This is a genomic window from Microbacterium sp. BK668, from assembly GCF_004362195.1.
GTDB lineage: Bacteria > Actinomycetota > Actinomycetes > Actinomycetales > Microbacteriaceae > Microbacterium.
The window spans coordinates 2,113,561-2,137,454 of record NZ_SNWG01000001.1 but is presented as its reverse complement, the minus strand read 5'-3'; the positions used below and the strand labels follow the sequence as shown (position 1 = coordinate 2,137,454).

Below are 23,894 nucleotides of genomic sequence, written 5' to 3'. Positions count from 1 at the left end.
CCTCTCGTCGACGTCTCAGCGCATCAGCCCTTGTAGCGCGGGAACGCTCCGCGACCGGCGAAGACCGCCGCGTCGCCGAGCTCTTCCTCGATGCGCAGAAGCTGATTGTATTTCGCGACGCGCTCGCTGCGAGCGGGCGCGCCGGTCTTGATCTGACCCGCGTTCACGGCGACCGCGAGGTCGGCGATCGTCGTGTCCTCGGTCTCGCCGGAACGGTGCGACAGCATCGAGCGGTAGCCGTTCTGCGTCGCGAGGGCGATCGCGTCGAGGGTCTCGGAGAGCGTGCCGATCTGATTGACCTTGACCAGCAGCGCGTTGCCGACGCCCAGGTCGATGCCCCGCTGGAGGCGCTCGGGGTTGGTGACGAAGAGGTCGTCGCCGACGAGCTGCACCTGCTTGCCGAGCTTGTCGGTCAGCGCCTTCCAGGCGTCCCAGTCGTCCTCAGCGAGCGCGTCCTCGATCGTGACGATCGGGTAGTTCGCGACCAGGTCGGCGAAGTAGTCGGTGAGCTGCTCGGCCGACCATGCCTTGCCCTCGACGGTGTAGACGCCGTCCCGGAAGAACTCCGTCGCGGCGACGTCCAGGCCCACGGCGATGTCCTGGCCGGGCGCGAAGCCGGCCTTCTCGATCGCCCTGATGAGGAAGTCGAGGCCTTCGCGGTTGCTCGGCAGGTCGGGCGCGAAGCCGCCCTCGTCGCCGAGGCCCGTCGCGAAGCCGGCCGCCTTCAGCTCGCCCTTGAGGACGTGGTAGACCTCGGTGCCCCAGCGCAGCGACTCCGCGTACGTGTCCGCGCCGATCGGCGCGAGGAAGTACTCCTGGAAGTCGATGCCGTTGTCGGCGTGCTCGCCGCCGTTGATGACGTTGAAGAGCGGCACGGGGAGGATGTGCGCATTGGGGCCGCCGAGATAGCGGAAGAGCGGCAGGTCGGCCGAGTCGGCTGCGGCCTTCGCGACGGCCAGCGAGACGCCGAGGATCGCGTTCGCCCCCGTGCGGGACTTGTTCTCGGTGCCGTCGGTTTCGACGAGGATCTCGTCGACGATGCGCTGCTCGCTCGCCTCCACGCCCTCGATCGCGGGGCCCAGCTCGTCGATGACGGCGGCGACGGCCTTCAGCACGCCCTTCCCGCTGTACCGCGACTTGTCGCCGTCGCGCAGCTCGTAGGCCTCGAAGGCGCCGGTGGACGCGCCCGATGGGACGGCCGCGCGCTGCACGGTCCCGTCGTCGAGGAGCACCTCCACTTCCACGGTCGGGTTGCCGCGCGAGTCGAGGATCTCGCGCGCGTTGACTGCCTCGATAAGTGCCACGGAGGACTCCTTGTTTCGTGGAGATGGCTGGATCACGGAGCGTCGTCGGTCCGTGACGAGTCTAGGGGTGACGGATGCCGCGGCCACAGGCATCCGTCGGCTCAGACGCCGTGGGCTACACCACCAGCGCGATCGCGACGCCGTCCCACCCCTTGGCGTCGAGCGTCTGCAGAGCGGTGGCCTCGAAGCGCGGATCGCGTCCGAGGAGCTCGAGCCCCCGCTGCGTCCCGATCACCTGCGCTTCCTCGGTCGCCGGATCGGCGACGCGCCCGCCCCGCCCGACGTTGTCGACCACCACCACGGTGCCGGGATGCCCGAGCCGGGCCGCCCAGTCGAGGTAGATCGGATTCGACTCCTTGTCGGCGTCGATGAAGACGAGGTCGAACGGCTCGTCGTCGGCGAGGGTGGGGAGGACATCCGCCCCGCGCCCGACCTTGACCTCGACCTTGTCGCCGACGCCGGCCCGCTCGAGGTTCGCCCGCGCGACCTCGGCGATCCGGGGCTCCGCCTCGATCGTCACGACGCGGCCCTCGGCCGGGACGGCGCGCGCGAGCCAGATCGTCGAGTAGGCGCCGAGGGTGCCGATCTCGAGCACGCGACGAGCGTGCGACATGCGGGCCAGGAGGTGCAGCAGCTTGCCGTTGACGGGCGCGACCTCGATCGACGGCAGCCCCGCCGCATGCTGGTCGGCGACGGCTGCGTCCAGCGCGGGATCGTGACCGACGAGGGTGTCGGCGAAGTACGCGTCGAGACGCCGCCAGGCGTCGGGCGTCGGGTCTGCCATGGGCTTCAGCCAACCGCCGCCCGACTCGGGCGTCAAGCCCGCACCCTCGCGCCGGATCGAGCTCCCGGGACCGGATCGAGCTCCCGGGACCGGATCGAGGTCCGGAGAGGCTCGACCCGCACCCGGCGCCTCGGCCCCGGTTGATGTCGACGATGACCGATCCGTGCTTCTCCATGCCGGTCCTGCTGCGGTCCGCACGGCGGGATGACGACATGCCGGGAGACGGATGCTGCGCCCCGGCGTGTCGCGCCGCGTCGTGCGGACGGCGGCCGGCCTCAGGCGCCGCCGCCCGTGACCGAGGCGACGACGGCGGGCACAAGCGCCTCGGCCGTGCGGCGGTAGCCGAGGGCGCTCGGGTGGAAGCGGTCGACGCTGAACATCTCGTCCGGTCGCGAGACGAAGAGGTGCCCGACGGCGCGTCGGAGGGAGACCGGCCGGGCGCCGAGACGCAGCGCCGTGGCGGCCTGTGCCGTCGCGAGCCGGCGTGACATCCGGCCGGCGATCGCACGCAGCGGCTGCGGCACGGGCCGGAGGGCGCCGAGATCCGGACACGTGCCCACGACGACGGCCGCACCCCGCTCCTGGAGCGCCACGATGGCCGCTCCCAGTCGAGCGACGGAGTCCGCGATCGGCACACGGTGGGTGACGTCGTTGCCGCCGACCACGATGACCGCGACGTCGGGCCGGTAGACCTCCGGCAGCTTCTCGAGCTGCTGTCGCAGCATCCACGTCTCCGCCCCCACCACCGCCGCCGTGCGCAGCCGGACCGGACGGCGCAGGCGCCCACCGACGCCTTTCGCGAGCCTGGCGCCGAGCGTCTCCTTCCGATGCCGCGCGCCTAGTCCGGCCGCGATGGAGTCCCCGAGCACGAGGAGCTCGATCGGGGCGCCCCCGAGGGATGGCCGCCAGACCCTGTCGGCGTCGAGCGCATCCTCACCGAGGGGCTTGCCGATACGCCGACGGGCGAGGGCGGCCTGGCGGCCCAGCAGCAGTCTCGTCCCGAGGAGCACGACGCCCGTGCCCACGGATGCGGCCACGGCGACAGCGGTCCGCGGGCGGGTCACTCCCCGAGTCGAGCTCGTCGAGGTGAACGCCGCCTGGCCGGTTCGGCTCTGCGAGCGGACGGGAGGGTGGACGGTTCGCCGCGGCGGGCGCGCGACTCGGCCCTCCTGCGATCGGGTGAGTAGGTTCTCAAGGGTGGGGCTGCAGCGGCGACTCGGACTCGGCGATGCCGTGTTCATCGGCCTCGGCTCGATGATCGGCGCCGGCGTCTTCGCCGCCTTCGGCCCCGCGGCAGCCGCCGCCGGGTCGGGGCTCCTCGTCGGCCTGGCGATCGCTGCGGTCGTCGCCTTCGGCAATGCGACCTCATCGGCCCAGCTCGCCGCCGTGCACCCCACCTCCGGCGGCACGTACGCATACGGGCGCGCCGAGCTCGGTCCGTGGTGGGGGTTCGTCGCGGGCTGGTGCTTCGTGATCGGCAAGACGGCGAGCTGCGCCGCGATGGCGCTGACCTTCGCCGCCTATGCGGCTCCGCCGGGGTGGGAGCGGCCCGTCGCGATCGCCGCTGTGGTCGCGCTCGTGACCGTGAACTGGTTCGGCGTCACGCGGACGGCGCAGCTCACCCGGATCATCGTCGTCATCGTGCTGCTGACCCTGGCGGTGTCCGTCGCCGCGGGATTCACGGCACCCGATGCGCCGGGCTGGCTGAGCCCGGAGACGCTGTGGTCCGACGGATGGTACGGCATCCTCCAGTCGGCGGGCCTGCTGTTCTTCGCCTTCGCCGGCTATGGGCGCATCGCGACCATGGGCGAGGAGGTCCGCGATCCCGCCCGGACGATCCCCCGGGCGATCGTCCTCGCCTTCGCGGGGGCGCTCGTCGTCTACGCGTGCGTCGCGTTCAGCGTCCTCTCGTCGCTCGGGCCGGCCGGGACCGCCGCGTCGACGGAGCCGGTCGCCGCGGCGGTCGCGGCATCCGGATGGTCCTGGGCGGAGCCCGTCGTCCGCGTCGGCGCGGCGACCGCCTCTCTCGGCGCGCTCCTCGCACTCGTAGCGGGTATCGGCCGTACGAGCTTCGCGATGGCGCGGAAGGGAGACCTGCCGCGCCTCCTCGCCGCCGTGCACCCCCGCTGGCACGTCCCCCACCGCGCCGAGGTCGCCGTGGGCGGCGTCGTCGTGATCCTCGTGGCGCTCGTGGACCTCCGGGGCGCCATCGGGTTCTCGTCCTTCGGCGTGCTGCTCTACTACCTCGTCGCGAACATCGCGGCGTACCGGCAGCGCAGCGACGTGCGGCGCTATCCACGGGCTCTGCAGGTCGTCGGCGGTGTCGGATGCCTCGTGCTCGTCGTGACGCTTCCCTGGCAGAGCGTCGTAGCCGGGGTGGCCGTCGTCGCGATCGGGGTCGTGTATCGGATGGTGCGCCTGCGGCTCCGCGGAGCCGCGGGACCTGACGCCCGGTGACGCCCGCTCGCGGCTATCTGCGGCAGCGAGCGCGAAACGTCGCAAGCGAGAACCCCACCCCGAGGCTCACTTTCGGCGATGCGCGGCGCCGGCCGCCATTCGCCGCAAGCGAAGCGACCGTCAGGAGAGCTGCTTGAGGTCGAGATCCGCGCGGGTCACGCCCGCGGAGACCGGCGCGAAAGCCGTATAGCCGTCGGATGCCGCACGCTCGAGCAGCGGCTTGAGGTTCTTCGTGCGCTGCTCGAGGCGCACGCGCGAGCCCTCGGCCACGAGCTGGGCCTTGAGCGCGACGAGCTCGCCGACCGGGACGTCCCGGTCGTGCACGAGGACGACAGCCGCCGCGCCATCCGCCTCGGCGGCGGACACCAGCTCGACGATGCGCTCGAAGCCGATCGAGAAGCCGACCGCGGGGACGTCCTGCCCGAGGAAACGCCCGATCATCCCGTCGTAGCGGCCGCCGCCCCCGAGCGAGTAGGGCACGGAGGGGTGCGCGAGCTCGAAGATCGTGCCGGTGTAGTACCCCATCCCCCGCACGAGGAAGGGGTCGAAGACGAGGGGGATGTCCACTTCTGCGCGCGAGGCGGCGACGGCGTCGCCGATGCCGGTCAGGTGCGCCACGATCTCGTCCGGCGCGCCCTGGGGCAGCGCCTTGCGGATCTGCCGCTCGCCGAACGGGTTGTACTCCAGCGTCATGGGACGACGGAGGAAGGCCTCCAACGCGTCGACGGCACCCGCGGTCGCGCCGCGGTCGCGCAGCTCGGCGACGATCCCCTCGGGACCGATCTTGTCGAGCTTGTCGATCGTGATCAGCACAGGGGGGCGCTCGTCGGCCGGAAAGCCGAAGCTGTCGAGCATCCAGTCGAGGGCGCGCCGGTCGTTGATGCGGACGGACCCGCCCTCCAGTCCCAGGGAGTCGACGGCGTCGAGAGTGGCGACGACGAGCTCGGCCTCCGCGCGGGCCGAGGCATCCCCGATGATGTCGATGTCGCACTGGACGAACTGGCGATAGCGACCCTTCTGCGGCCGCTCGGCACGCCACACCGGCGCGATCTGGATGGCGCGGAACACCGTCGGCAGCTCCGCGCGGTGACTGGCGTAGAAGCGTGCGAGCGGCACCGTAAGGTCGTACCTCAGGCCCAGGTCGGTGAGGGCGGACGGGTCGTCCGCCGCTGCCCGGATGGCCGCGGCATCCAGTCCCCGCTTCAGGATGTTGAAGGCGAGCTTCTCGTTGTCGCCGCCGATGCCGGCGTGCAGGCGCGCGTACTCCTCCACCACGGGCGTCTCGATCTCGTCGAAACCGTGCGCCCGGTAGCGCTCTCGGATCACGGCGAGCACGCGCTCGCGTCTGGCCTTGTCGGCGGGGAGGAAGTCGCGCATGCCGCGCGGCGGATTGACGGATGCCACGGCACCATCTTTTCAGAGGTCGGCTCGGCCGACCGGCTCAACGACCGGGGGTGGTGGCGGAGGACGGCGGGCCGCCTTCCGCCGCGCGGATGTCGCGCTCGAGGAGACGGAGGCGCTCGCGCAGAGCCCGCTCGGCGTCCCATCCATGCGCCCGGGCCGTCGCGACGAGGGCGAGGAGCGCCTCGCCGAGGGCGGCCTCGCTCGCGGGGGATGCGTTCGGCCCGTGGGCGGGCTCGGCGACGGGATCACCGACCGAAGCGGCCTTTCCCAGGAGCTTCTGGGCGAGGGCGAGCGACGGCATGCGATCGGAGACCCCGTCGAGCACGCTCGTGCGCGTTCCCTTCTCGGCGGCCTTCGCGGCGTTCCAGTGCACGAGCACCTCCTCGGGCGTCGTCGCGACGGCGTCGCCGAAGACGTGAGGATGCCGACGCACCATCTTCTCGGTGAGCCCGCGCGCGACGTCGTCGATGTCGAAGGGATCGTCGGGATCGCGGGAGGCGATCTCGGAGTGGAAGAGCACCTGCCACAGCAGATCGCCGAGCTCCTCGCGGAGGTCGTCGCGGGTGCCCTCCTCGACGGCGTCGATCAGCTCGGCGCTCTCCTCCACGAGATAGGGCACGAGCGCGCGATGGTCGATCTGCTGCGTCCAGACGCAGCGGTCGCGCACGGCCCGCATGGTGTCGGCGGCCGCCCGGAGCGGATCGGCGCCCGGGGAGGCGGCGCCCGGCTCGACGGGCTCGTTCACGACGTCGCCTCGATCACCGCGGTGCCGGCCCGGCGGTGGTGACGCGCGCGCCAGGCGACGAGGAAGCTCGCCGCGACGGCGGAGGCGAGCGACCCGGCCAGCACGCCGAGGATCGCCTGGTCGCGGATCGCGGGCTGCACCGCGAAGGCGAGGTTCGCCAGCAGCAGTGAGACGGTGAAGCCGATGCCGCCCAGGGCACCCGCCGCGATCAGATCCCCGAAGGCGAGTTTGGGGTGGTCGGGGCTGTTGGCGAAGAGCCGCTGGCCGAGCCATCCGGCCCCCGCGATGCCGAGAAGCTTGCCGACGGGCAGAGCGACGAGGATCGCCCAGAAGACCGGCGAGAGGCCGCTGGCCGCGGCCGGGATCGGCACGAGAGCGGCGGTGAAGGCGAAGATCGGGAGGATGACCCCGTTGATCCAGGGCTCCATGGCGTGCCTGGTCACGAGCGCCGGCTGCTGTGCCATGGCAAGGCCCAGCAGCACGCCGGCGATCGTCGCGTGTACGCCCGACAGGAGGATGAAGACCCAGGTCGCCACGGCGAGGACGATGAGAGCCGCGATCACGAGCCCCCGGGCCCGCGTGAAGACCACGCGACTCAGCGCGCCGAAGAGGACGGTGGTGATGAGGCCGGCCGCCAGCATCCCGAGATCCAGACCCGACGCGAAGAGCACCGCGATGAAGATGATGCCGACGATGTCGTCGAGGATCGCCAGGGCGAGCAGGAAGATGCGCACGCTCGACGGCAGTCCTCGCCCGAAGACGGCAAGCACGCCCAGGGCGAAGGCGATGTCGGTCGCCGTCGGGATCGGCCAGCCCTCCTGGAGACCGCTGCCCGCCGTCATGACGAGGTAGACCGCGATCGGGACGACGACGCCGCCCGCCGCAGCGAGTGCGGGCTGCAGGGCGCGGCGGGCGCTGCGAAGCTCGCCGCGCGTCAGCTCGTACTGCAGCTCGACCGAGACGGCGAAGAAGAAGAAGACGAGCAGGCCGTCCGAGACCCAGTGCGTCAGCGACAGGTCGATCGCCGTGCCGGGGATCGCCAGATGCGCGTGGGAGAACTCGATGAGATCGTGCCCGAGCGGCGAGTTGGCGAGCAGGAGGCCTGCCGCGGCGGCGACGAGGAGCAGGATGGCGGGAAAACGGGCGGAGCGCAGAAGCTTCACGGGACCTCCGGGACAGGGGCCGCACGCCGGCGCGAGCCGGGCATACGGCAGGACGAGCCGACCAGACTTCCCGGCGCACCGCCTTCCATGCTACCGACCGCCCGATGTCACACGTCATTTCGGCGAAACGTGCCAGCGCTAGCGTGGATGCATGCCCGAACTGACCAGGACCGAGGCCATCGACCTCGTCGGCCGTTACGAAGCGGGCCAGGAGATCCCCGAGCGGATGCGCGCCGACGTGCGCATGCTGGGCGCGCTCCTGGGCCGGGTGCTGCGCGAGAGCGGTTCGCCGGGACTCTACGAGGATGTCGAGCGCCTGCGCGCCGCGACGATCCAGGCCTACACCGATGAGACGCCGGAGGCGTTCGAGCGCGCGGCCCGCATCGCCGACTCCTTCACGGTGGAACGCGCCGACGAGGTGGCGCGGGCCTTCACGGTCTACTTCCACCTCGCGAACCTCGTCGAGGAGCACCAGCGTGTGCGCATCCTGCGCGAGCGCGACGGGCGCCCCGAGAAGGAGGACGCCACCGACTCGGTCGCGGCCGCCTTCGTGCGCCTGGCCGCCGAGGTCGGCGACGACACGGCGCTCGAACGCCTGCAGGCCATGCGCTTCCACCCCGTGTTCACCGCGCACCCGACCGAGGCCCGGCGCAGCGCGATCTCGCGCAGCATCCGGCGACTGGCGACACTGCTCGACGAGCACGACGCGATGATCCGCAACGGCGCAGACGAGCGCCGTGCCGAGCGCCGCATGATCGAGGAGATCGACACGCTGTGGCGCACGGCTCCCCTGCGCCCGGAGAAGCCCTCGCCGACCGACGAGGTGCGCTCGGTGATGGAGGTGTTCGACGAGACGCTCTACACGTCGGTCCCCCACGTCTACCGTCGCGTGGACGACGCTCTGCAGGGACCCGCGGCCGGCTCCCGGGCACCGGTCGTGCGGCCCTTCGTGCGCATCGGCTCGTGGGTCGGCGGCGACCGTGACGGAAACCCCTTCGTCACAGCATCCGTCACCCGCAAGGCGGCGAAGATCGCCAGCCAGCACATCCTGCTCGGTCTCGAGCGCACGACGAACCGCATCGGCCGGACACTGACGCTGGATGCCGCGACCACTCCCCCGAGCGCCGCGCTCCTCGGGCTGCTGGACCGCCTCGTGAGCGAGGACGAGGAGGCTGCGGCCGAGATCGCCAAGCGCTCCCCGAACGAGCCGCACCGCCGCACGCTCCTGCTGCTCGCCCGCCGGATCTCGGCGACCAGCCGACGCGACGCGCGCCTGGCCTACACCGACCCCGATCAGTTCCTCGCCGATCTGCGCATCGTGCAGGACTCGCTCGTGCAAGCCCCCGCGCCGCGGCAGGCGTTCGGGCACCTGCAGCAGCTCATCTGGCAGGTCGAGACGTTCGGCTTCCACCTGACCGAGCTGGAGGTGAGGCAGCACTCCGCCGTGCACGCCCGGGCTCTGGCAGAGCTCGACGGCGGCGGTCCGCGCAGCGAGATGACCGAGGAGGTGCTCGCCGTCATCCGCAGCGTCGCGGCGATCCAGCGCCGCCTGGGCCCGCGCGCGGCCGGACGCTACATCGTGTCGTTCACCCGGTCGGCGCAGGACCTCGCCAACGTCCATCGGCTCGCGGAGTACGCGGCGGAGGCGGGCGGCTCCCGGCCCGTGCTCGACGTCATCCCTCTGTTCGAGACCTTCGCCGACCTGCAGGCGGCGCCGGGCATCCTCGCCGAGATCGTGGAGCATCCCGAGTTCCGCGACCGCCTCAAGCAGACGGGCCGGCGCCTGGAGGTCATGCTCGGCTACTCCGACTCCTCGAAGGACGTCGGCCCGGTCGCCGCGACGCTCGCGCTCTACGAAGCGCAGGCGCGCATCGCCGCGTGGGCCGACGACAACGACATCGAGCTGACGCTCTTCCACGGCCGCGGCGGCGCCCTCGGCCGCGGCGGCGGCCCGGCGAACACCGCCATCCTGGGGCAGCCTCCGCACTCCGTCGACGGACGATTCAAGCTCACCGAGCAGGGCGAGGTCATCTTCGCGCGCTACGGCGAGCCCGCCATCGCGATGCGGCACATCGACCAGGTGGCCGCCGCGGTGCTCCTCGCCTCGGCACCGTCGATCGAGCAGCGCAACCGCGCCGCCGCGGAGCGCTTCGCCGATGTCGCGGCGACGATGGATGTCGCGTCCCGCGAGCGATTCTTCTCCCTCGTCAAGGCGCCGGGCTTCGCACCGTGGTTCGCCCAGGTGACGCCCATGGAGGAGATCGGGCTGCTCGCGCTGGGCTCCCGCCCGGCCCGACGCGGGCTCTCGGTCGAGTCGCTCGAGGATCTTCGCGCGATCCCGTGGGTCTTCGCGTGGACGCAGGCCCGCATCAACCTCGCCGGATGGTTCGGCCTCGGCTCGGCCCTCGAGGCCGTCGGAGACCTCGATCTCCTGCGCTCCGCGTACGAGGACTGGCCGCTGTTCCGCACCCTGATCGACAACGTCGCGATGAGCCTCGCGAAGGCCGACAGCCGCATCGCGCGGCGCTACCTCGACCTCGGCGACCGCGATGACCTGGCGGGCCTCGTCATGGGCGAGCTCGAGCTCACCCGGTCGTGGGTCGTCCAGGTCGCGGGCGGTCGCGAGCTGCTGCAGAACCGGCCGGTGCTGCAGCGGGCGGTCAAGCTCCGCAGCCCCTACGTCGACGCCCTGTCGCTGCTCCAGCTGCGCGCGCTGCGTGCCCTCCGGGAAGCCGCGGCCTCCGGCACGCCCGCCGATCCCGAGCAGCAGCGTCTCCTCCTGCTGTCGGTGTCGGGCGTCGCGGCGGGGCTGCAGAACACCGGCTGACACGCGCGTCGCACCGCGCCGCCGGAGACACCCGGCGTACCGTGGGCGCCATGGTCAGGACATGGGACGACGGAGTCGTCGCCGTCGAGGTCTGCCCGGTCTGTTCCTCGCTGCAGGTCAGGGTCGTCGAGCCGGAGTGGTTCGCGCTGGAGCTCGAGCGCGCCGCGGAGCTGCGCTCCGGCGAGTCCGTCTTCGTGGTCGAGTTCAGCTGCCGCGACTGCGGATCCCGCTGGAGTTGATCGGATCCGGCGCGACCGAGCTCTCGGCGCTCGCGGAGCCGCGACGCGAGCTCTCCGGCCGTGCTATCGCGCGCGCCGCGGTTTGCGGAGGCCGATCATGTAGGGAAGGCCGTCCCCCACCGCCATGAAGGTGCTGCCCAGTCTCGCGCGCCAGGTCGCGCGGGCGGCCGCGGGCACAGGACCGCCGAGCTCCCTGACGTCGACCACGTAGGCGTGTGTGCTTCCGATCCCCTCCAGATCGGATGAGATCTCGGCGGCGTCGGCGGGGACCGCCGAGGGTCCCGTGTTGTAGAGGTCCTCGGTGATCAGGACGTACTCGGGAATATCGGCAGCGGCCTTCAGCAGCCGGTGGGCGACGATCACGTCGATGCCGACGAGCTTCGTGCGTCCGCCGATGTGCTGCGTCGCGACGTCTCCGATGTGAGCGACGAACTTCAGCGTGAGGTCGCGCGCCTCACGACATCCGCCGCACGGGCAGAGGTTGTCCACGACGTACTTGCGCTCCGAGTGGAACGCCCGATGCATTGCGGTCGCGACCCTGAGGATGCCGTCGACGGTCCCGTCGACCTCGCGGTCCGTGACGGGATGCGACAGAAACGCCGCGTCGCCCTCGATCTCGACGAGATCGAATCCGCGCGCGGCCTTGATCATGCTTCTGAGCATCCGGGCCGTGTTGACCTCGGCGTGTGCGAGGCTCATCCGGTGCGAGCCCATATAGGCCGTGTAGCCGCCGATATCGGCGATCAGGAGGGCGGTCCGCGCGGTCGTCATGCGTCGGGCCTGGGTTCGATGGGGGTGTCTTCCACGGTGATGCGCTCCTTCAGGTCGGCGGGTCGTTCGGTCCGGCGGGCGCGTACCGGCCGAGCTGATGCTCGACTCCGGTCTCGGCTGTTCGAGCGCTCGGACCGAACCCCATGACGACGCCGAGGAACCGGTCCGCTTTCAAAGCCCTCAGCGTCACCGCGCTGCGGGCGACGACGGTGGCGGTGCGGCGCGTGCCGCGCAGGAGCGCGATCTCGCCGAAGCCGTCGCCTTCGCGCAGGGTGGTGACGACGCGTCCATCACCCATGACGTCGACCTCCCCGGACACGATGACGTAGTAGCGGTCGCCGACGTCGCCCTGCTGGAACACCGCCCGACCTGCCGGGACGTCCACCGACTCGAGCCCGCGTGCGAGCTGCTCGATCGCGGGAAGAGGCAGAGGTTGGAACATCGGGACCCGGCGGAGGACGCGCAGATCGTCGTCGAGCGCGCCGACCGAACGGTCGAGGCGACGCAGCCGCCACCAGGAGGCGACCGAGAGCAGCGGGCAGAGGAGCCCGATCACGATGAGAGCCGGTTGGATGCCGAGCCACGCGATGATCCCGGACGCGACGATGGAGCCGAGCCCTACCGAGATCGCGACGAGGCTCTCGAGCACTCCGAAGACACGGGCCATGACGGCATCCGGTGTGATCCGTCCGATCAGCGTGAATCCCGCGAGGTCGATCAAGGCGTTCCCGACCCCGACCAGGGCGAGCAGCACGAGAGCCACCGCCTGTTCCGGGAAGACGCCGATCAGGGCGATCGGAAGGCCCCACATCGCCACTCCGACCGCGAACCACGCACCCAGGCGCCCCGTGCCGACGAGGAGGGACGCCGCGAGCGACCCGATGACCGCGCCGGCGCCCACGGCAGCCATCAGCGCGCCCGCTCCCGACTCGCCCAGACCGAGGGTCTCGATGGCGACCACGACGGAGAACACGGCGAGCGCGCCGCGCGTGAGCGACTGAGCTGCGGCCAGGCCGAAGATCAGCTGCAGATCACGGCTGCGTCCTACCGCCCGAAGACCTTCGATCGCTTCGCGCGCGAGAGCCGCCCGCGGGGAGGGCGGCCGCGGCGGCGCCTCGTAGCGGACGCGGAACGCAAGCGCGGCCGCCCACAGAGAGGCGGCGGACGCCACGGCGAAGACGACCCACACATCGGCGAACGCGAGCAGCACGGCCGCAAGAAGCGGCCCGACGAGCGTCGCGGCGGAGTCGAGCAGCCCGCGCACCACGTTCGCGCTCGCGAGCTCATGTCCCGTCCGGCACAGCGTCGGCAGGAGGGCGGAGTGGGCGGGACGGAAGAGCGTCGCCGCGATCGTGGCCAGGATGGCAAGCGCGTAGACGGCGAGAACCGCGCCCCCGGCGGCCAGAATGGCGGCGGCGAGGCCGGTGGCCAATGCACGAAGCACCGAGACGGCGACGAGCACGCGTTCCCGGCGGCCTCGGTCGGCGAACGGCGACAGGATCGGCGCAAGGAGCGCGGACGGCAGCATCCGGATCAGCCCGATGAGCCCGAGCGCGAGAGCGCCGCCGTGGGTGTACGCGACGATACCGAGCGCCACCGTGAAGGACGACTCTGCCGTCCAGGCGCCGAAGAAGCTCAGCTGAGCACGACGCAGGTTGGCGTTGCTCCAGTTGCTCGAGAAGGCCTCACCCGCCTGCACGAGCGTGGACCGCGTCGCGAGCCGCCTCATGTGGAGACCATAGAGCCTGCGGGGCAGCACCGCACCGGTCCGCCCCCAGGATCCCGTGTCGGCGAAGCTGCGGCGCATGTCGCGGACGTCGCGTATGCGCCGGCCACGGGAGGTGAGGGATGCCGCGGGCCGCGGCATCCTCGTCACTCCGGCTATTCGAGGCGTCTGTCGTACGCGTGTCGGGAGAGCCCCCGCCCGTAGCGCTCGGTGAGCTGGACCATGAGGTCGGGGGTGTCTCGATCGAGGCCGAACACGTAGCCGGGGAAGTCGAGCTCGCGCTGCGCCGCCCAGATCTCCTCGTGCCGGTCGGGCGGAAGCAGCTGCGCGGGATCGCCGACGGCGATCCAGCCGATGGGCACGACGGTCTCGGGCGCGAGGATCGTGCGCAGATGGACGACGGCGTTGATGCGCACTTCGCTGCGGGTGCCGACGCGGGCGCCGTTGAAGACGCGGGTGCCCGTCGCGAGGAAAACCTCGTCGGCGATCGTCGCGCCGCTGATGCTCGCCATCGGCCCGACGAGCACATGCGACCCGATGTGGACGGAGTTGACAGCGGTCGCGCGGATGAGCGCGTTCTCCATCACGATGACGTTCTCACCGAGTGTGATGGTCCCGCCCTCAGCGGTGATGACGGCGCCGTGCAGCACCTGGCTCCCGGGCCCGATGGTGACGTCGCCGCTAACGACGGCCGTCGGTGCGACCACGGCCTCGGGATGGATGCGGGGGCTCGCCCCGAGGTGCTCGAACTGCACGGGTTCCTCCTCGGTCAGCGCCAGCGTAGCGGTCGCCGACGACGGAGATAACCGGAATGTGGGAGCGCGCCGGTCACGCGCCGGTCAGGCCGTGACGGGCTCGGCGACGCCCGCCACCGCGTCGGCGGGGGGCGCCGGCCAGAGCTGGTCGAGAAGCTGACGGACCCAGGCGATGAGCTCGGCATCCGCCAGTGGCTGCCCTCCCGCCGTCGGGAGCGGCACGACGAGCGCCTCCCCGCCCGAGAGCAGCTTGGCCTTCGGGTGCAGGCGCTGCAGGCGAACTCGCATCGAGTCCGGCAGGGCAGCGGGAGCGATGCGCAGATTCGGACCCATCGCGACGACGTCCGCGAGACCGGCCTGTGCGGCCCGCCGGCGCAGGCGCGTTACCGCGACGAGACCCTCGACCTCGGCGGGCGGCTCGCCGTACCGGTCGCGGAGCTCGTCGATGACGAGGTCGATCGCATCGCCCTTGGCCGTGACGGATGCCGCAGCCGACAGCTTCTGGTAGGCCTCGAGGCGCAGTCGCTCACTGTCGATGTACGACTCGGGGATGCGCGCCTGCACCGGCAGCTCGAGCCGCAGCTCAGCGGGCCCCTCGACGTCCTCCCCGCGGAAGGCCGAGACGGCCTCTCCGATCATGCGGAGGTAGAGGTCGAACCCGACGCCCGCGATGTGCCCGGCCTGCTCGGCGCCGAGGAGATTGCCGGCACCCCGCAGTTCGAGGTCCTTCAGCGCGACCTGCATGCCGCTGCCGAGGTCGTTGTTCACCGCGATGGTCTCGAGGCGGTCGGCCGCCGTCTCGGACAGCGGCTTCTGGTCGTCGTAGAGGAAATAGGCGTAGGCGCGCTCGCGGGCGCGGCCCACCCGCCCGCGCAGCTGGTGGAGCTGGCTGAGACCGTACTTGTCGGCCCGGTCGATGATGATCGTGTTGGCGTTGGAGATGTCCAGGCCTGTCTCGATGATCGTCGTCGAGACCAGCACATCGGCCCGGCGCTCCCAGAAGTCGTCGACCACCTGCTCGAGCTGATGCTCGCCCATCTGACCGTGAGCGACGGCGACGCGCGCCTCCGGCACCAGCTCGGCGAGTTCCGCCGCGACGCGCTGGATCGACTGGACGCGGTTGTGCACGTAGAAGACCTGACCCTCGCGCAGCAGTTCTCGGCGGATGGCGGCCGCGATCTGCTTCTCGTTGCGAGGACCGACGTACGAGAGGATCGGATGCCGGTCCTCCGGCGGGGTCTGCAGAGTCGACATCTCACGGATGCCGGTGACCGCCATCTCGAGCGTGCGCGGGATGGGCGTCGCGCTCATCGCGAGGATGTCGACGTTCGTCTTCAGCTTCTTCAGCTGGTCCTTGTGCTCGACGCCGAAGCGCTGCTCCTCGTCGATGATCATGAGGCCGAGGTCTTTGAAGAGGACCTTCTCGGTGAGGATGCGGTGCGTGCCGATGACCATGTCGACGGTGCCGTCGGCGAGACCGGCGATCGTGTCGCGCGCCTGCTTGTCGGACTGGAAGCGCGAAAGCGGGTGCACTCTGACGGGGAAGCCGGCGAACCGCTCCGTGAAGGTGTCGAGGTGCTGCTTGACCAGCAGCGTCGTCGGCACGAGCATCGCGACCTGCTTGCCGTCCTGGATCGCCTTGAAGGCGGCGCGCACGGCGACCTCGGTCTTGCCGAAGCCGACGTCGCCCGACAGAAGCCGGTCCATCGGGATCGGCTTCTCCATGTCGGCCTTGATCTCGTCGATCGTCTGGAGCTGATCGGGCGTCTCGGCGAAGGGGAAGGCCTCCTCGAGCTCGCGCTGCCAGGGCGTGTCGGGCCCGAACGCGTAGCCCTTCGAGGCCATCCGCGCGGAGTAGAGCTTGACCAGCTCGACGGCGATGTCACGCACGGCCTTACGGGCCCGGCCCTTCGCCTGCGCCCAGTCGCTGCCGCCCATCTTCGAGAGGGAGGGTGCCTCTCCCCCGACGTAGCGCGACAGCAGGTCGAGCTGATCGGTGGGAACGAACAGCTTGTCACCGGGGTATCCGCGCTTGGACGGCGCGTACTCGAGCACGAGGTACTCGCGCACGCTCTTGACCGCGTTGCGCCCGCCGCTGGACACTTCGCGCTGTGTGAGCTCGACGAACTTCCCGATCCCGTGCGTCGCGTGCACGACGTAGTCGCCTGCCTTGAGCTGGAGCGGATCGACGACGTTGCGCCGCCGGGAAGCGAGCTTCTTGACGACCCGGCTGTCGCCGCCGATCGTCCGGCCGTAGAACTCCGTCTCGGTCAGGACGGCGAGCTTCGCGTCGGGCGACTCGAAGCCCCGCTCGAGCGACGCGACGACGACCTGCGCAACGCCGGGCTCGGGCGCCTCGAGGACCCCGTCGACCTTGCGGGCGGCCAGTCCCCGCTCGCCGAGCACGTCGCGGGCGCGCTCCACGAGTCCGGCTCCGGAGGCCGCGACGACGACGCGCCAGCCGTCAGCCAGGAGTCGGCCGACGTGCTCGGTCGCGCCGTCGACGTTGCCCTGGAACGACGGCACGGCGGTCCCGGGGACCCGGATCGCGGCCGACGCCTGAAGGGCGACGTCGATGTCGTCGAGGAGTCCCTCGGCCGAGGCATCCGCTGCCCCGGAATCGAAGCCGGACAGGGTCCACCAGACGTCTCCGCGAGCCGACGCGCTCTCGCGCAGCCGTGGGATCGTGAGGAAGTCGCCGGCACCCAGATCGATCGGGGTGCTCGCTCCCGACGTCGCGGCGCTCCAGGCGGCGTCGAGGAACTCGCGGTTCGTGTCGCCCAGCGTGAGGGCGCGCGTCACGGAGCGCTCGGGGTCGGCCAGCGCGACTGCGGCGCCCTCCGGCAGGTACTCGACGAGCGTCACGAGCCCGTCGACGACGGCCGGGGTGAGGGACTCCATGCCCTCGACCGGAATGCCCTCGGCCATCTTCTCGAGCATGCCGCGCAGCGCGGGGAACTCGTCCTTCAACTGCCGCGCCCGCCCGCGGACGCTCTCGGTGAGGAGGAGCTCGCGGCTGGGCACGAGCGCGACATCGCCCACCTCTCCGGGAAGCGATCGCTGATCCGCGACCGAGAACGCGCGGATCTGATCGACCTCGTCGCCGAAGAACTCGACCCGGTACGGGTGGTCGGCGACGGGGGGGAAGACATCGAGGATGCCGCCGCGCACCGCGAACTCACCGCGCCGCGACACCATGTCGACCCGGTGGTAAGCGAGGTCGACGAGCCGTGAAGAGATGTCGGACAGTTCGAGACCGCGACCGCCGACCGCGAGATGGACGGGCTCGACATCGGCGAGTCCGCCCGCGAGCGGCTGGAGTGCCGAGCGCACCGACGCGGTGACCACGAGGGGCGTCTCGCCTGTCCAGGTCGCGATGCGTCGCAGCACATCCAGTCGGCGGCCGACCGTCTCGGCGCTGGGACTCAGCCGCTCGTGGGGCAGGGTCTCCCATGCCGGGAAGTGCAGGATCTCCGCGCCCGGCAACAGACACTCCAACGCCGCGCCGAGCGACTCGGCGCGGCGCCCCGTGGGGGCGATGGCCAGAAGCGCTCCGGGGCGGCCGCTCGCCCGACGCCGCTCCAGGAGCGCGGCCAGGAGGGGGGCGTCCAACCCGTCGGCGAGCGAGAAGTCGGCGTCGACGGATGCCGCGGCCACGGCATCCCGGAATGATTCTGCCTGCTCGAGGGCGCGCACGATCCCGGGAATTGTCACCGCAAGAGTCTACGGCGGCGCCCCGACACCACGGACCGGCTGGACGGTTCGACGGCGTCGCGGCGCGCGGTATCCGCTCATCGAGGTGGAGCACCGCGCGTGCGTGACCCACGGCCGGCCCGGCGGAGTGCGCACGACGTCGCGGCGACGGGCGGCCGTGGGTCCAGCGTCTCGCCAGCGTCTCGCGGAGCGGCAGCGTCTCGCGGCGCGGACACAGCGCCGCTCCTAGGATGAAGCCGTGAGCGACCCCATCCCGCCGCGTCCGCCCCTCCCGCCTCAGCAGACGCCGAAGCCGGCGGATGCCGCGTCCCCCGGGTCGTCGGCTGATCCGCGCCTCGTCGGCTCGTCAGAACAGCCGAGTCGACATGATCGAGCCGCCCAGCCGGTGCACCCCGGTCCAGGTCCGGCACAGTGGCACCAGCAGGGATCGGCGTATCCGCCGCCGCAGAGCTACGCCGGCTATCCCGGCGCACCGGCGCCGACGCCGTATCCCCAGACGACATCCGGGCGGCAGCCGTATCCGCCGACGCCGAACCCCCAGGCGTCGTACCCCCAGCAGTCGTACGCGCAGCCGTCGTACGCCCAGCCGTCGTACGCCCAGCAGGCGTACGCCCAGCCGTCGTACGCCCAGCAGGCGTACGCGCAGCCGTCCTACCCGCAGCCGTCGTACGCGCAGCCTTCGCCGTATGCCGCTCCCCCGGGATATGCGCCGGCGACCGGATCGCAGCCCGCGTACGGCGGTCCGCTCGCGTCGCCGCGGCGAACCGGCGCGCTCGGACTCGTGGCCCTCGTCGTCGGACTCGTCGCGCTCCTCGGGTCGGTGGTCGCGGTGTCGATTGCGACGTTCCGGATCGGGGCGGGCACTGCCGGACAGCTCGCGGACGGCCGGATCTCCACGGACTTCGACTGGAGCCTGCTCTCCCCTGTCCGCGCCTGGGTGCTGATCGGCGAGTCCGCGTTCTGGTTCGGCACGGTCCTCGGCATCTGGGCGCTCGTGCAGGGGATCGTGGCGATCGTGAAGAACCGTGGGCGGGGCCTCGGGATCGGTGCGGTGATCTGCGCGGCCCTCGGCCCGATCGCCTTCGCGATCGCGGCGAACGTCTTCCTGTCGACGGGATTCGCCTCGGGCTCCGGCATCGGCGGCTGACGCCCCGACGCTGCACGACCGAGTCCCGCCGCGTCAGGCCTTGGGGGCGTGATGCCTCTGCTGGGCGGCGACGAGACCGTCGCCGATCAGCTGCTCGACGGCGTCCGCGGCGTCGCCGACCAGCACGCCGAGATTCTGACGCTCCGCGCCGCTGAACGGATCGAGCACCCAGTCGGCCGGGTCCTGCCGGCCCGAGGGCCGGCCGATGCCGACGCGCACGCGCGGGAACTCGGCCGTGCCGAGCGCCTTGGCCACGTCCCGCACGCCGTTGTGACCGCCGTGCCCGCCCCCGACCTTGAGCTTGATCGTGTCGAACGGGATGTCGAGCTCGTCGTGCACGACGACGACCCGCCCGGGCTCCACGCCGTAGAACTTCGCGAGACCGGCGACCGGCCCGCCCGAGACGTTCATGAACGAGTTCGGCTTGGCCAGCACCATCTTCGCGGCGCCGGGGCGCAGCCATGTCTCGGCCGCGCGCGCGTTCGCCTTGTGCTGCTTGAACGCCTCGCCGCGCCGCGCCGCGAGCTCGTCCACAACGAGCTGACCCACGTTGTGGCGTGTCAGCTCATATCGTGGTCCCGGATTGCCGAGCCCGACGACCAGCCAGGTCTCCGCCATGTCTTCCATCCTCTCGGACCCCGGGCGCATCCGGCGCCAGGACGGACGAGAAACGAGGGGGCGCGGCATCCGCACCCCCTCGCTCGATTCTCGGGTCGCACCGAGCGGCGCGACGCGGCAGCAGTCCTTACTCGGACTCCTCCTGAGCCTCCGTGGACGCCTCCGCCTCCTCCGACTGCTCCTCGGCGGCGGCCTCGTCGGCCGCCTCGATCTCGTCGGCCGCGGCGAGCGTCGCGGCCGGGACCGAGATGGCGACCACCAGCAGATCGGCATCGGCCACGAGCACCGCGCCGCGGGGCAGCGTGAGCTGGCCGGCGGTGATGTGCGTGCCGTCCTCGAGACCCTCGACGTCGAGCTCGATGTGCTCGGGGATGTGGGTCGCCTCAACCTCGAGGGCGACAGTGGTCGCGTCGAGGTTGGCGATGGTGCCGGCTTCGGGCTCGCCCACGACGACCACGGGGACGTCGACCTGGATCTTCTCGCCGGCCTTCACGACCACGAGGTCGATGTGCTCGATGATCTGGTGGACCGGGTCCTTCTGCACGTCCTTGACGAGCGTCAGCTGCTGCTTGCCGTTGACCTCGAGCTCCAGCACGGCGTTGGCGCGACGCACGAGGAGCGCCGTCTGGTGCCCGGGGAGGGCGACGTGCACGGGCTCGGTGCCGTGGCCGTAGATGACGGCGGGGATCTTGCCGGCGGCACGAAGGCGGCGGGCGAAGCCCTTGCCGAAGTTCTCGCGAAGCTCGGCGTGGACCTTGGTGTCGGTCTCGGTGGCCATGTTGGTTCTCCTTGGCGGGCGCACGGGCCCGTTCGTGTTCAGGCGCGGAGCCTGGCGTATGGGGGTCTGGATTCGACTCGAACGCGAGCGCGTGAGGAAAGCCGTGAGCCTTGATCACCGCGTCGATAACGGATGCCGCTGCCCGCCGCTGAGCGGGCCGAGGCATCCCTCGCCGAAGTACAGTCTCCGATTCTACCAGGGGGTGCGAGCGGGCACTCGCAGGGCCGGCGCCGGGCCGTCGATCACCCGCCCGCTACGATGAGAGACGCACGCTTCCCGACCTCGGAGGTTCCCATGGACTACGGCTTCGCCTCGCACGTCATGCTCTGGGTGATCGGTGCGATCGCCGCAGTCGGTCTGGTCGGCACGGTGCTCGCCTTCTGGTCGATGGGCCGCGCCGCATACCGCAAGGACTGACGCTCGCGGAGCACCCGCAGCGCCTCCGCCGCCACCTCCGCCGCGGAGCGGTCGTTGCGCACCACCACCCCGTCCTCGTCGTCGTCGAGATGCTCGAGCGTCGCGAGCTGCGAATGCAGGAGAGCGGTGGGCATGAAGTGCTCGCGGTCGCCCATGCGTCGCGACAGTTCCTCCTCGTCGACCCGCAGCTCGACGAAGGCCGCCTCCGCGCAGCCCGATCGGATGCGGTCGCGGTAGCGCCTGGCGAGTGCGGAGCACGCGATAACGATGTCGCCCTCGTCGCGTGCGAGGACCTCGGCGACGACATCGAGCCACGGCATCCGGTCCGCATCGTCGAGAGGGGTTCCCTCGGCCATCTTCGCGATGCTGGCGGCGGGATGCAGGTCGTCGGCGTCGACGAAGCGCGCTCGCGTGAGCGCCGCGATCGCGGCGCCGACGACGGACTTCCCTGAACCGCTCGGGCCCATCACGACCAGTCGCGCCGTCATCAGCCGGCGGCCTGAGCGAATGCCAGCAGCACCTTGGACGACGCCGAAGCGTCCCCCGCGGTCTCGAGCGCCTCGACGGCGTCGACGACCGGGAAGACGTGGGTCACGATCCCGTCCACGCGAAGATCGCCGGCGGCGAGAGCCTCGATGACCTCGTCGAACTCGTCGCCGAACCGGAACGATCCGACGAGGTCGAGCTCCCGCGTGATCGCGGTGGCCAGCGGCGCCGCGACATCGCCGTGGCGCTGCAGCCCCAGCATCACAACGGTTCCCCCGCGCGCGCACGCCTGGATCGCCGCCGACAGCCCGGGCACCGTACCGCTGGATTCCACGACGACGTCGGCGTGCAGCGCCCCGATCGCCTCGTCGTCGCGGGCGTCGAGGGTGCGTGCCCCCAGCGACCCGGCGATGCGCCGCGGTGACGCCTCGAGATCCGTAGCGACGACCTCCTCCGCCCCGTGATGCAGGGCGACGGCGACGACGAGCAGTCCGATCGGACCCGCGCCGACCACCGCGACGCGTCTACCTCGCACGCCCCCTGCCCGCGCGAGGGCGTGCCAGGCGACGGCGGCAGGCTCGGCGAGCACCGCGAGCGAGAGCGGCAGCGTGTCGGGCACGGGATGGAGCATGCGGGCGGGCAGCGCCACGCGTCGCGCGAAGCCGCCCTGCGTGTGGGGCAGGTGCATGGCCGAGCCGAGGTAGGTCGAGGCGGGCGCGAGGTTCGGGCGTTGGGCGGGCCAGGGGGTCGAGCCGTCGCCGCGCGGCGTGAGCGGATGCACGGCCACACGCGCGCCGAGCCCCGGGCCGGAGCCGTCGGGAGCTGGAGCCAGGACGGTGCCCGACACCTCGTGCCCCAGGAGCATGGGCTCGCGCAGCACCGACTGGCCGGCCGCGCCGTGGCGCCAGTAGTGCAGATCGGAGCCGCAGACGCCCCCGAAGGCGATCTCGACGACCGCCTCGTCGGCGGCGGGCCGCGGCTCGGGGAGATCGACGACGCGGACGTCGCCCGCCGCGTAGGCGATCACGCCGGGGTTCGACACGGTGCTCTCCTCCTCCTTCACGCCGTCGGGGTCACGAGCAGGACATCGCCGACCTGCACCTCGACGACGGATCCGGGCTCTATCGGCGCCGCCGTGAACGGGGCGCCTGTCATCACGACGTCGCCCGGTCCCAGCGGCGACCACCGCGCGACGTAGGCGAGGCAATCCCGGATCGAGCAGGGCAGCGCCGTGGCATCCGTCTCGGCGACCCGCCGGCCGTCGACCCGAAGCGTCAGCGCCACCGAGTCGATGTCCGCGTCCGTGTCGATCCACGGTCCCAGCGGCGTGTAACCGACACCGGACTTGGACTCGAAGTTACGCGGGTCGAGAGCCGTCCGTTCCGGACTCGACAGGTCGTTCACCGCGGTCACTCCCAGCACGTACTCGTGCGCGCTGTCGGCGGTCAGGCCGGTGGTGTCCCTCCCGATCACGACGGCGATCTCCCCCTCGGCGACCGTGGTTCCCGCATCCCTCCGCAGTTCCACTGTGCGCCCGCTCGGGGTGACGCCGTGCGGGCTCTTGAGCCACGCCTGCACGGGCGACGCGTGGGACGGTCCGTTCTGCGCGATCCCGACCACCACGACGGGAGCGCTCGGCGCCAGGAGCTGTCCGTCGCCGTGGGGTCCGATGTCCGTCGGCTCCCGCCCCGCTGCGAGCGCGGCGTACGGGTCGGCGACGACGACCCAGCCATCCGAGGTCTGGCGCACGTGCCGCTCGTGGCCCCCGACCAGCGCGCGTCCGATACGCATCAGACGACCGCCGTCATGCCGCCGTCGACGAAGAGCGTCTGGCCGTTGACGAAGTCGCTCGCGGATGCCGCGAGGAAAACGACGGCGCCCACGAGGTCGCTGGTCCGGCCCCACCGCCCGGCCGGCGTGCGCCCGCGCACCCACTCCGAGAACCGTTCGTCGGCGACGAGCGCCCGGGTCAGCTCGGTGTCGAAGTATCCGGGAGCGATCGCGTTGGCCTGGATGCCGTGCGGCGCGAGGTCGGCGCAGAGTCCCTTGGTGAGCATTGCGATCGCACCCTTCGTGGCGGAGTAGGGGGCGATACCGGGGCGCGCGAGCTGCGACTGGACGCTGGCGATCTGGATGAGCTTGCCGGATCCGCGTGCCACCATGCCGCGCGCGACGCGGCGCGAGACGTAGAAGACGCTCGAGAGGTTGGTGCTCACGAGCTCGGTCCAGTCCTCGTCCCGGAACTCCGTGATGGGTGCGCGGCGCTGGATGCCCGCGTTGTTGACGAGGATGTCCACGACGTCGTGCTCTTCTTCGAGGGCCTGGATGCCGGCATCCACCGCCATCGGATCGGTGACGTCGAACACGGCGGAGTGCACGCGTCGCCCGACAGCCGACGCGATCTCCTCGGCCGTGCGGGCCGCCTTCGCGGCATCCCGACCGTGCACGATCACCGTCGCGCCGGCTCCGGCGAGCCCCTGAGCGAGAGCCCGTCCGATGCCCTGGCTCGATCCCGTCACGAGCGCAGTGCGTCCGGTGAGGTCGAACATGGCGGACTCC

At 71.6% G+C, this 23,894-nt stretch carries 20 protein-coding genes; 4 read left to right on the top strand and 16 right to left on the bottom strand.

From position 1 onward, the window contains the following. Positions 1-23: 23 nt before the first annotated feature. From eno to EV279_RS09450, 3 genes are all read right to left on the bottom strand, one after another. Positions 24-1,304 (bottom strand): phosphopyruvate hydratase, encoded by a 1,281-nt coding sequence (gene eno / locus EV279_RS09460; protein WP_133542896.1) that lies wholly within the window; start codon positions 1,302-1,304, stop codon positions 24-26. Between the two features lie 115 nt (positions 1,305-1,419). Continuing rightward, on the bottom strand, positions 1,420-2,088 hold the full coding sequence (locus EV279_RS09455; protein WP_133542894.1) for an O-methyltransferase: 669 nt from the start codon (positions 2,086-2,088) through the stop codon (positions 1,420-1,422). Between the two features lie 275 nt (positions 2,089-2,363). Then, a complete protein-coding gene (locus tag EV279_RS09450; protein ID WP_243728510.1) occupies positions 2,364-3,152 on the bottom strand; it encodes an SGNH/GDSL hydrolase family protein in 789 nt (262 codons plus the stop codon). A gap of 133 nt (positions 3,153-3,285) precedes the next feature. Between EV279_RS09450 and EV279_RS09445 the strand changes: the two genes are divergently transcribed. Further along, positions 3,286-4,545 (top strand): amino acid permease, encoded by a 1,260-nt coding sequence (locus EV279_RS09445; protein WP_279526920.1) that lies wholly within the window; start codon positions 3,286-3,288, stop codon positions 4,543-4,545. A gap of 120 nt (positions 4,546-4,665) precedes the next feature. On the opposite strand, the gene EV279_RS09440 is transcribed toward EV279_RS09445, so the two are convergent. The 3 genes from EV279_RS09440 to EV279_RS09430 form a co-directional block, all read right to left on the bottom strand. Further along, complete coding sequence (locus EV279_RS09440; RefSeq protein WP_243728611.1) at positions 4,666-5,922, bottom strand: ATP phosphoribosyltransferase regulatory subunit; 1,257 nt, start codon at positions 5,920-5,922, stop codon at positions 4,666-4,668. A 64-nt stretch (positions 5,923-5,986) separates the two neighbouring features. After that, positions 5,987-6,625, bottom strand: coding sequence for a MazG nucleotide pyrophosphohydrolase domain-containing protein (locus EV279_RS09435; protein WP_133544812.1), 639 nt, complete (start codon positions 6,623-6,625; stop codon positions 5,987-5,989). Positions 6,626-6,690: 65 nt separating this feature from the next. Beyond that, positions 6,691-7,857, bottom strand: coding sequence for a Na+/H+ antiporter NhaA (locus EV279_RS09430; RefSeq protein WP_133542888.1), 1,167 nt, complete (start codon positions 7,855-7,857; stop codon positions 6,691-6,693). A gap of 151 nt (positions 7,858-8,008) precedes the next feature. Between EV279_RS09430 and EV279_RS09425 the strand changes: the two genes are divergently transcribed. Together EV279_RS09425 and EV279_RS09420 are read left to right on the top strand one after the other, a co-directional pair. Then, positions 8,009-10,684 carry a phosphoenolpyruvate carboxylase gene (locus EV279_RS09425; RefSeq protein ID WP_133542886.1) on the top strand — a complete coding sequence of 892 codons (2,676 nt, stop codon included), beginning with the start codon at positions 8,009-8,011 and terminating at the stop codon, positions 10,682-10,684. 50 nt (positions 10,685-10,734) lie between these two features. Beyond that, complete coding sequence (locus tag EV279_RS09420) at positions 10,735-10,923, top strand: hypothetical protein (RefSeq protein WP_133542884.1); 189 nt, start codon at positions 10,735-10,737, stop codon at positions 10,921-10,923. A gap of 63 nt (positions 10,924-10,986) precedes the next feature. Here EV279_RS09420 and EV279_RS09415 read toward each other — a convergent pair whose 3' ends face one another. From EV279_RS09415 to mfd, 4 genes are all read right to left on the bottom strand, one after another. Next, on the bottom strand, positions 10,987-11,694 hold the full coding sequence (locus EV279_RS09415) for a DUF2652 domain-containing protein (protein WP_133542882.1): 708 nt from the start codon (positions 11,692-11,694) through the stop codon (positions 10,987-10,989). A 49-nt stretch (positions 11,695-11,743) separates the two neighbouring features. After that, positions 11,744-13,423 (bottom strand): MFS transporter, encoded by a 1,680-nt coding sequence (locus tag EV279_RS09410; RefSeq protein WP_166644498.1) that lies wholly within the window; start codon positions 13,421-13,423, stop codon positions 11,744-11,746. Between the two features lie 152 nt (positions 13,424-13,575). Beyond that, positions 13,576-14,175 (bottom strand): gamma carbonic anhydrase family protein, encoded by a 600-nt coding sequence (locus tag EV279_RS09405; protein ID WP_133542878.1) that lies wholly within the window; start codon positions 14,173-14,175, stop codon positions 13,576-13,578. An 84-nt stretch (positions 14,176-14,259) separates the two neighbouring features. Beyond that, a complete protein-coding gene (mfd, locus tag EV279_RS09400) occupies positions 14,260-17,889 on the bottom strand; it encodes a transcription-repair coupling factor (RefSeq protein WP_166644497.1) in 3,630 nt (1,209 codons plus the stop codon). A gap of 238 nt (positions 17,890-18,127) precedes the next feature. Here mfd and EV279_RS16935 point away from each other — a divergent pair, with 238 nt between their 5' ends. Further along, positions 18,128-19,036: a hypothetical protein gene (locus EV279_RS16935; protein ID WP_208109508.1), complete on the top strand. Its 909-nt coding sequence runs from the start codon at positions 18,128-18,130 to the stop codon at positions 19,034-19,036. Between the two features lie 33 nt (positions 19,037-19,069). On the opposite strand, the gene pth is transcribed toward EV279_RS16935, so the two are convergent. The 6 genes from pth to EV279_RS09365 all read right to left on the bottom strand — a co-directional run bounded on the left by pth (position 19,070) and on the right by EV279_RS09365 (position 23,884). Further along, the gene (gene pth / locus EV279_RS09390) at positions 19,070-19,654 is read right to left on the bottom strand and encodes an aminoacyl-tRNA hydrolase (protein ID WP_133542876.1); all 585 of its coding nucleotides are present in this window, start codon (positions 19,652-19,654) and stop codon (positions 19,070-19,072) included. A 127-nt stretch (positions 19,655-19,781) separates the two neighbouring features. Further along, on the bottom strand, positions 19,782-20,432 hold the full coding sequence (locus tag EV279_RS09385) for a 50S ribosomal protein L25/general stress protein Ctc (RefSeq protein ID WP_133542874.1): 651 nt from the start codon (positions 20,430-20,432) through the stop codon (positions 19,782-19,784). A gap of 299 nt (positions 20,433-20,731) precedes the next feature. Continuing rightward, the gene (locus EV279_RS09380; RefSeq protein ID WP_208109507.1) at positions 20,732-21,337 is read right to left on the bottom strand and encodes a gluconokinase; all 606 of its coding nucleotides are present in this window, start codon (positions 21,335-21,337) and stop codon (positions 20,732-20,734) included. Further along, positions 21,337-22,377 carry a zinc-binding dehydrogenase gene (locus tag EV279_RS09375; protein ID WP_133542872.1) on the bottom strand — a complete coding sequence of 347 codons (1,041 nt, stop codon included), beginning with the start codon at positions 22,375-22,377 and terminating at the stop codon, positions 21,337-21,339. The genes EV279_RS09380 and EV279_RS09375 overlap by 1 nt, the downstream gene beginning before the upstream one ends. 17 nt (positions 22,378-22,394) lie before the next feature. Continuing rightward, complete coding sequence (locus EV279_RS09370) at positions 22,395-23,126, bottom strand: fumarylacetoacetate hydrolase family protein (RefSeq protein ID WP_133542870.1); 732 nt, start codon at positions 23,124-23,126, stop codon at positions 22,395-22,397. Then, positions 23,126-23,884 (bottom strand): SDR family oxidoreductase, encoded by a 759-nt coding sequence (locus EV279_RS09365; RefSeq protein WP_133544806.1) that lies wholly within the window; start codon positions 23,882-23,884, stop codon positions 23,126-23,128. Before EV279_RS09365 ends, EV279_RS09370 begins: the two co-directional genes overlap by 1 nt. Positions 23,885-23,894 lie beyond the last annotated feature (10 nt).

Coding starts and splice junctions, on each gene's coding strand:
- EV279_RS09455 (WP_133542894.1), bottom strand. CDS start 2,088: ATGGCAGACCCGACGCCCGACGCCTGGCGGCGTCTCGACGCGTACTTC.
- EV279_RS09425 (WP_133542886.1), top strand. CDS start 8,009: ATGCCCGAACTGACCAGGACCGAGGCCATCGACCTCGTCGGCCGTTAC.
- EV279_RS09435 (WP_133544812.1), bottom strand. CDS start 6,625: ATGCGGGCCGTGCGCGACCGCTGCGTCTGGACGCAGCAGATCGACCAT.
- pth (WP_133542876.1), bottom strand. CDS start 19,654: ATGGCGGAGACCTGGCTGGTCGTCGGGCTCGGCAATCCGGGACCACGA.
- EV279_RS09420 (WP_133542884.1), top strand. CDS start 10,735: ATGGTCAGGACATGGGACGACGGAGTCGTCGCCGTCGAGGTCTGCCCG.
- EV279_RS09440 (WP_243728611.1), bottom strand. CDS start 5,922: ATGCGCGACTTCCTCCCCGCCGACAAGGCCAGACGCGAGCGCGTGCTC.
- EV279_RS09385 (WP_133542874.1), bottom strand. CDS start 20,432: ATGGCCACCGAGACCGACACCAAGGTCCACGCCGAGCTTCGCGAGAAC.
- EV279_RS09370 (WP_133542870.1), bottom strand. CDS start 23,126: ATGCGTATCGGACGCGCGCTGGTCGGGGGCCACGAGCGGCACGTGCGC.
- EV279_RS09410 (WP_166644498.1), bottom strand. CDS start 13,423: ATGAGGCGGCTCGCGACGCGGTCCACGCTCGTGCAGGCGGGTGAGGCC.
- EV279_RS09380 (WP_208109507.1), bottom strand. CDS start 21,337: ATGACGGCGCGACTGGTCGTGATGGGCCCGAGCGGTTCAGGGAAGTCC.
- EV279_RS09415 (WP_133542882.1), bottom strand. CDS start 11,694: ATGACGACCGCGCGGACCGCCCTCCTGATCGCCGATATCGGCGGCTAC.
- EV279_RS09365 (WP_133544806.1), bottom strand. CDS start 23,884: ATGTTCGACCTCACCGGACGCACTGCGCTCGTGACGGGATCGAGCCAG.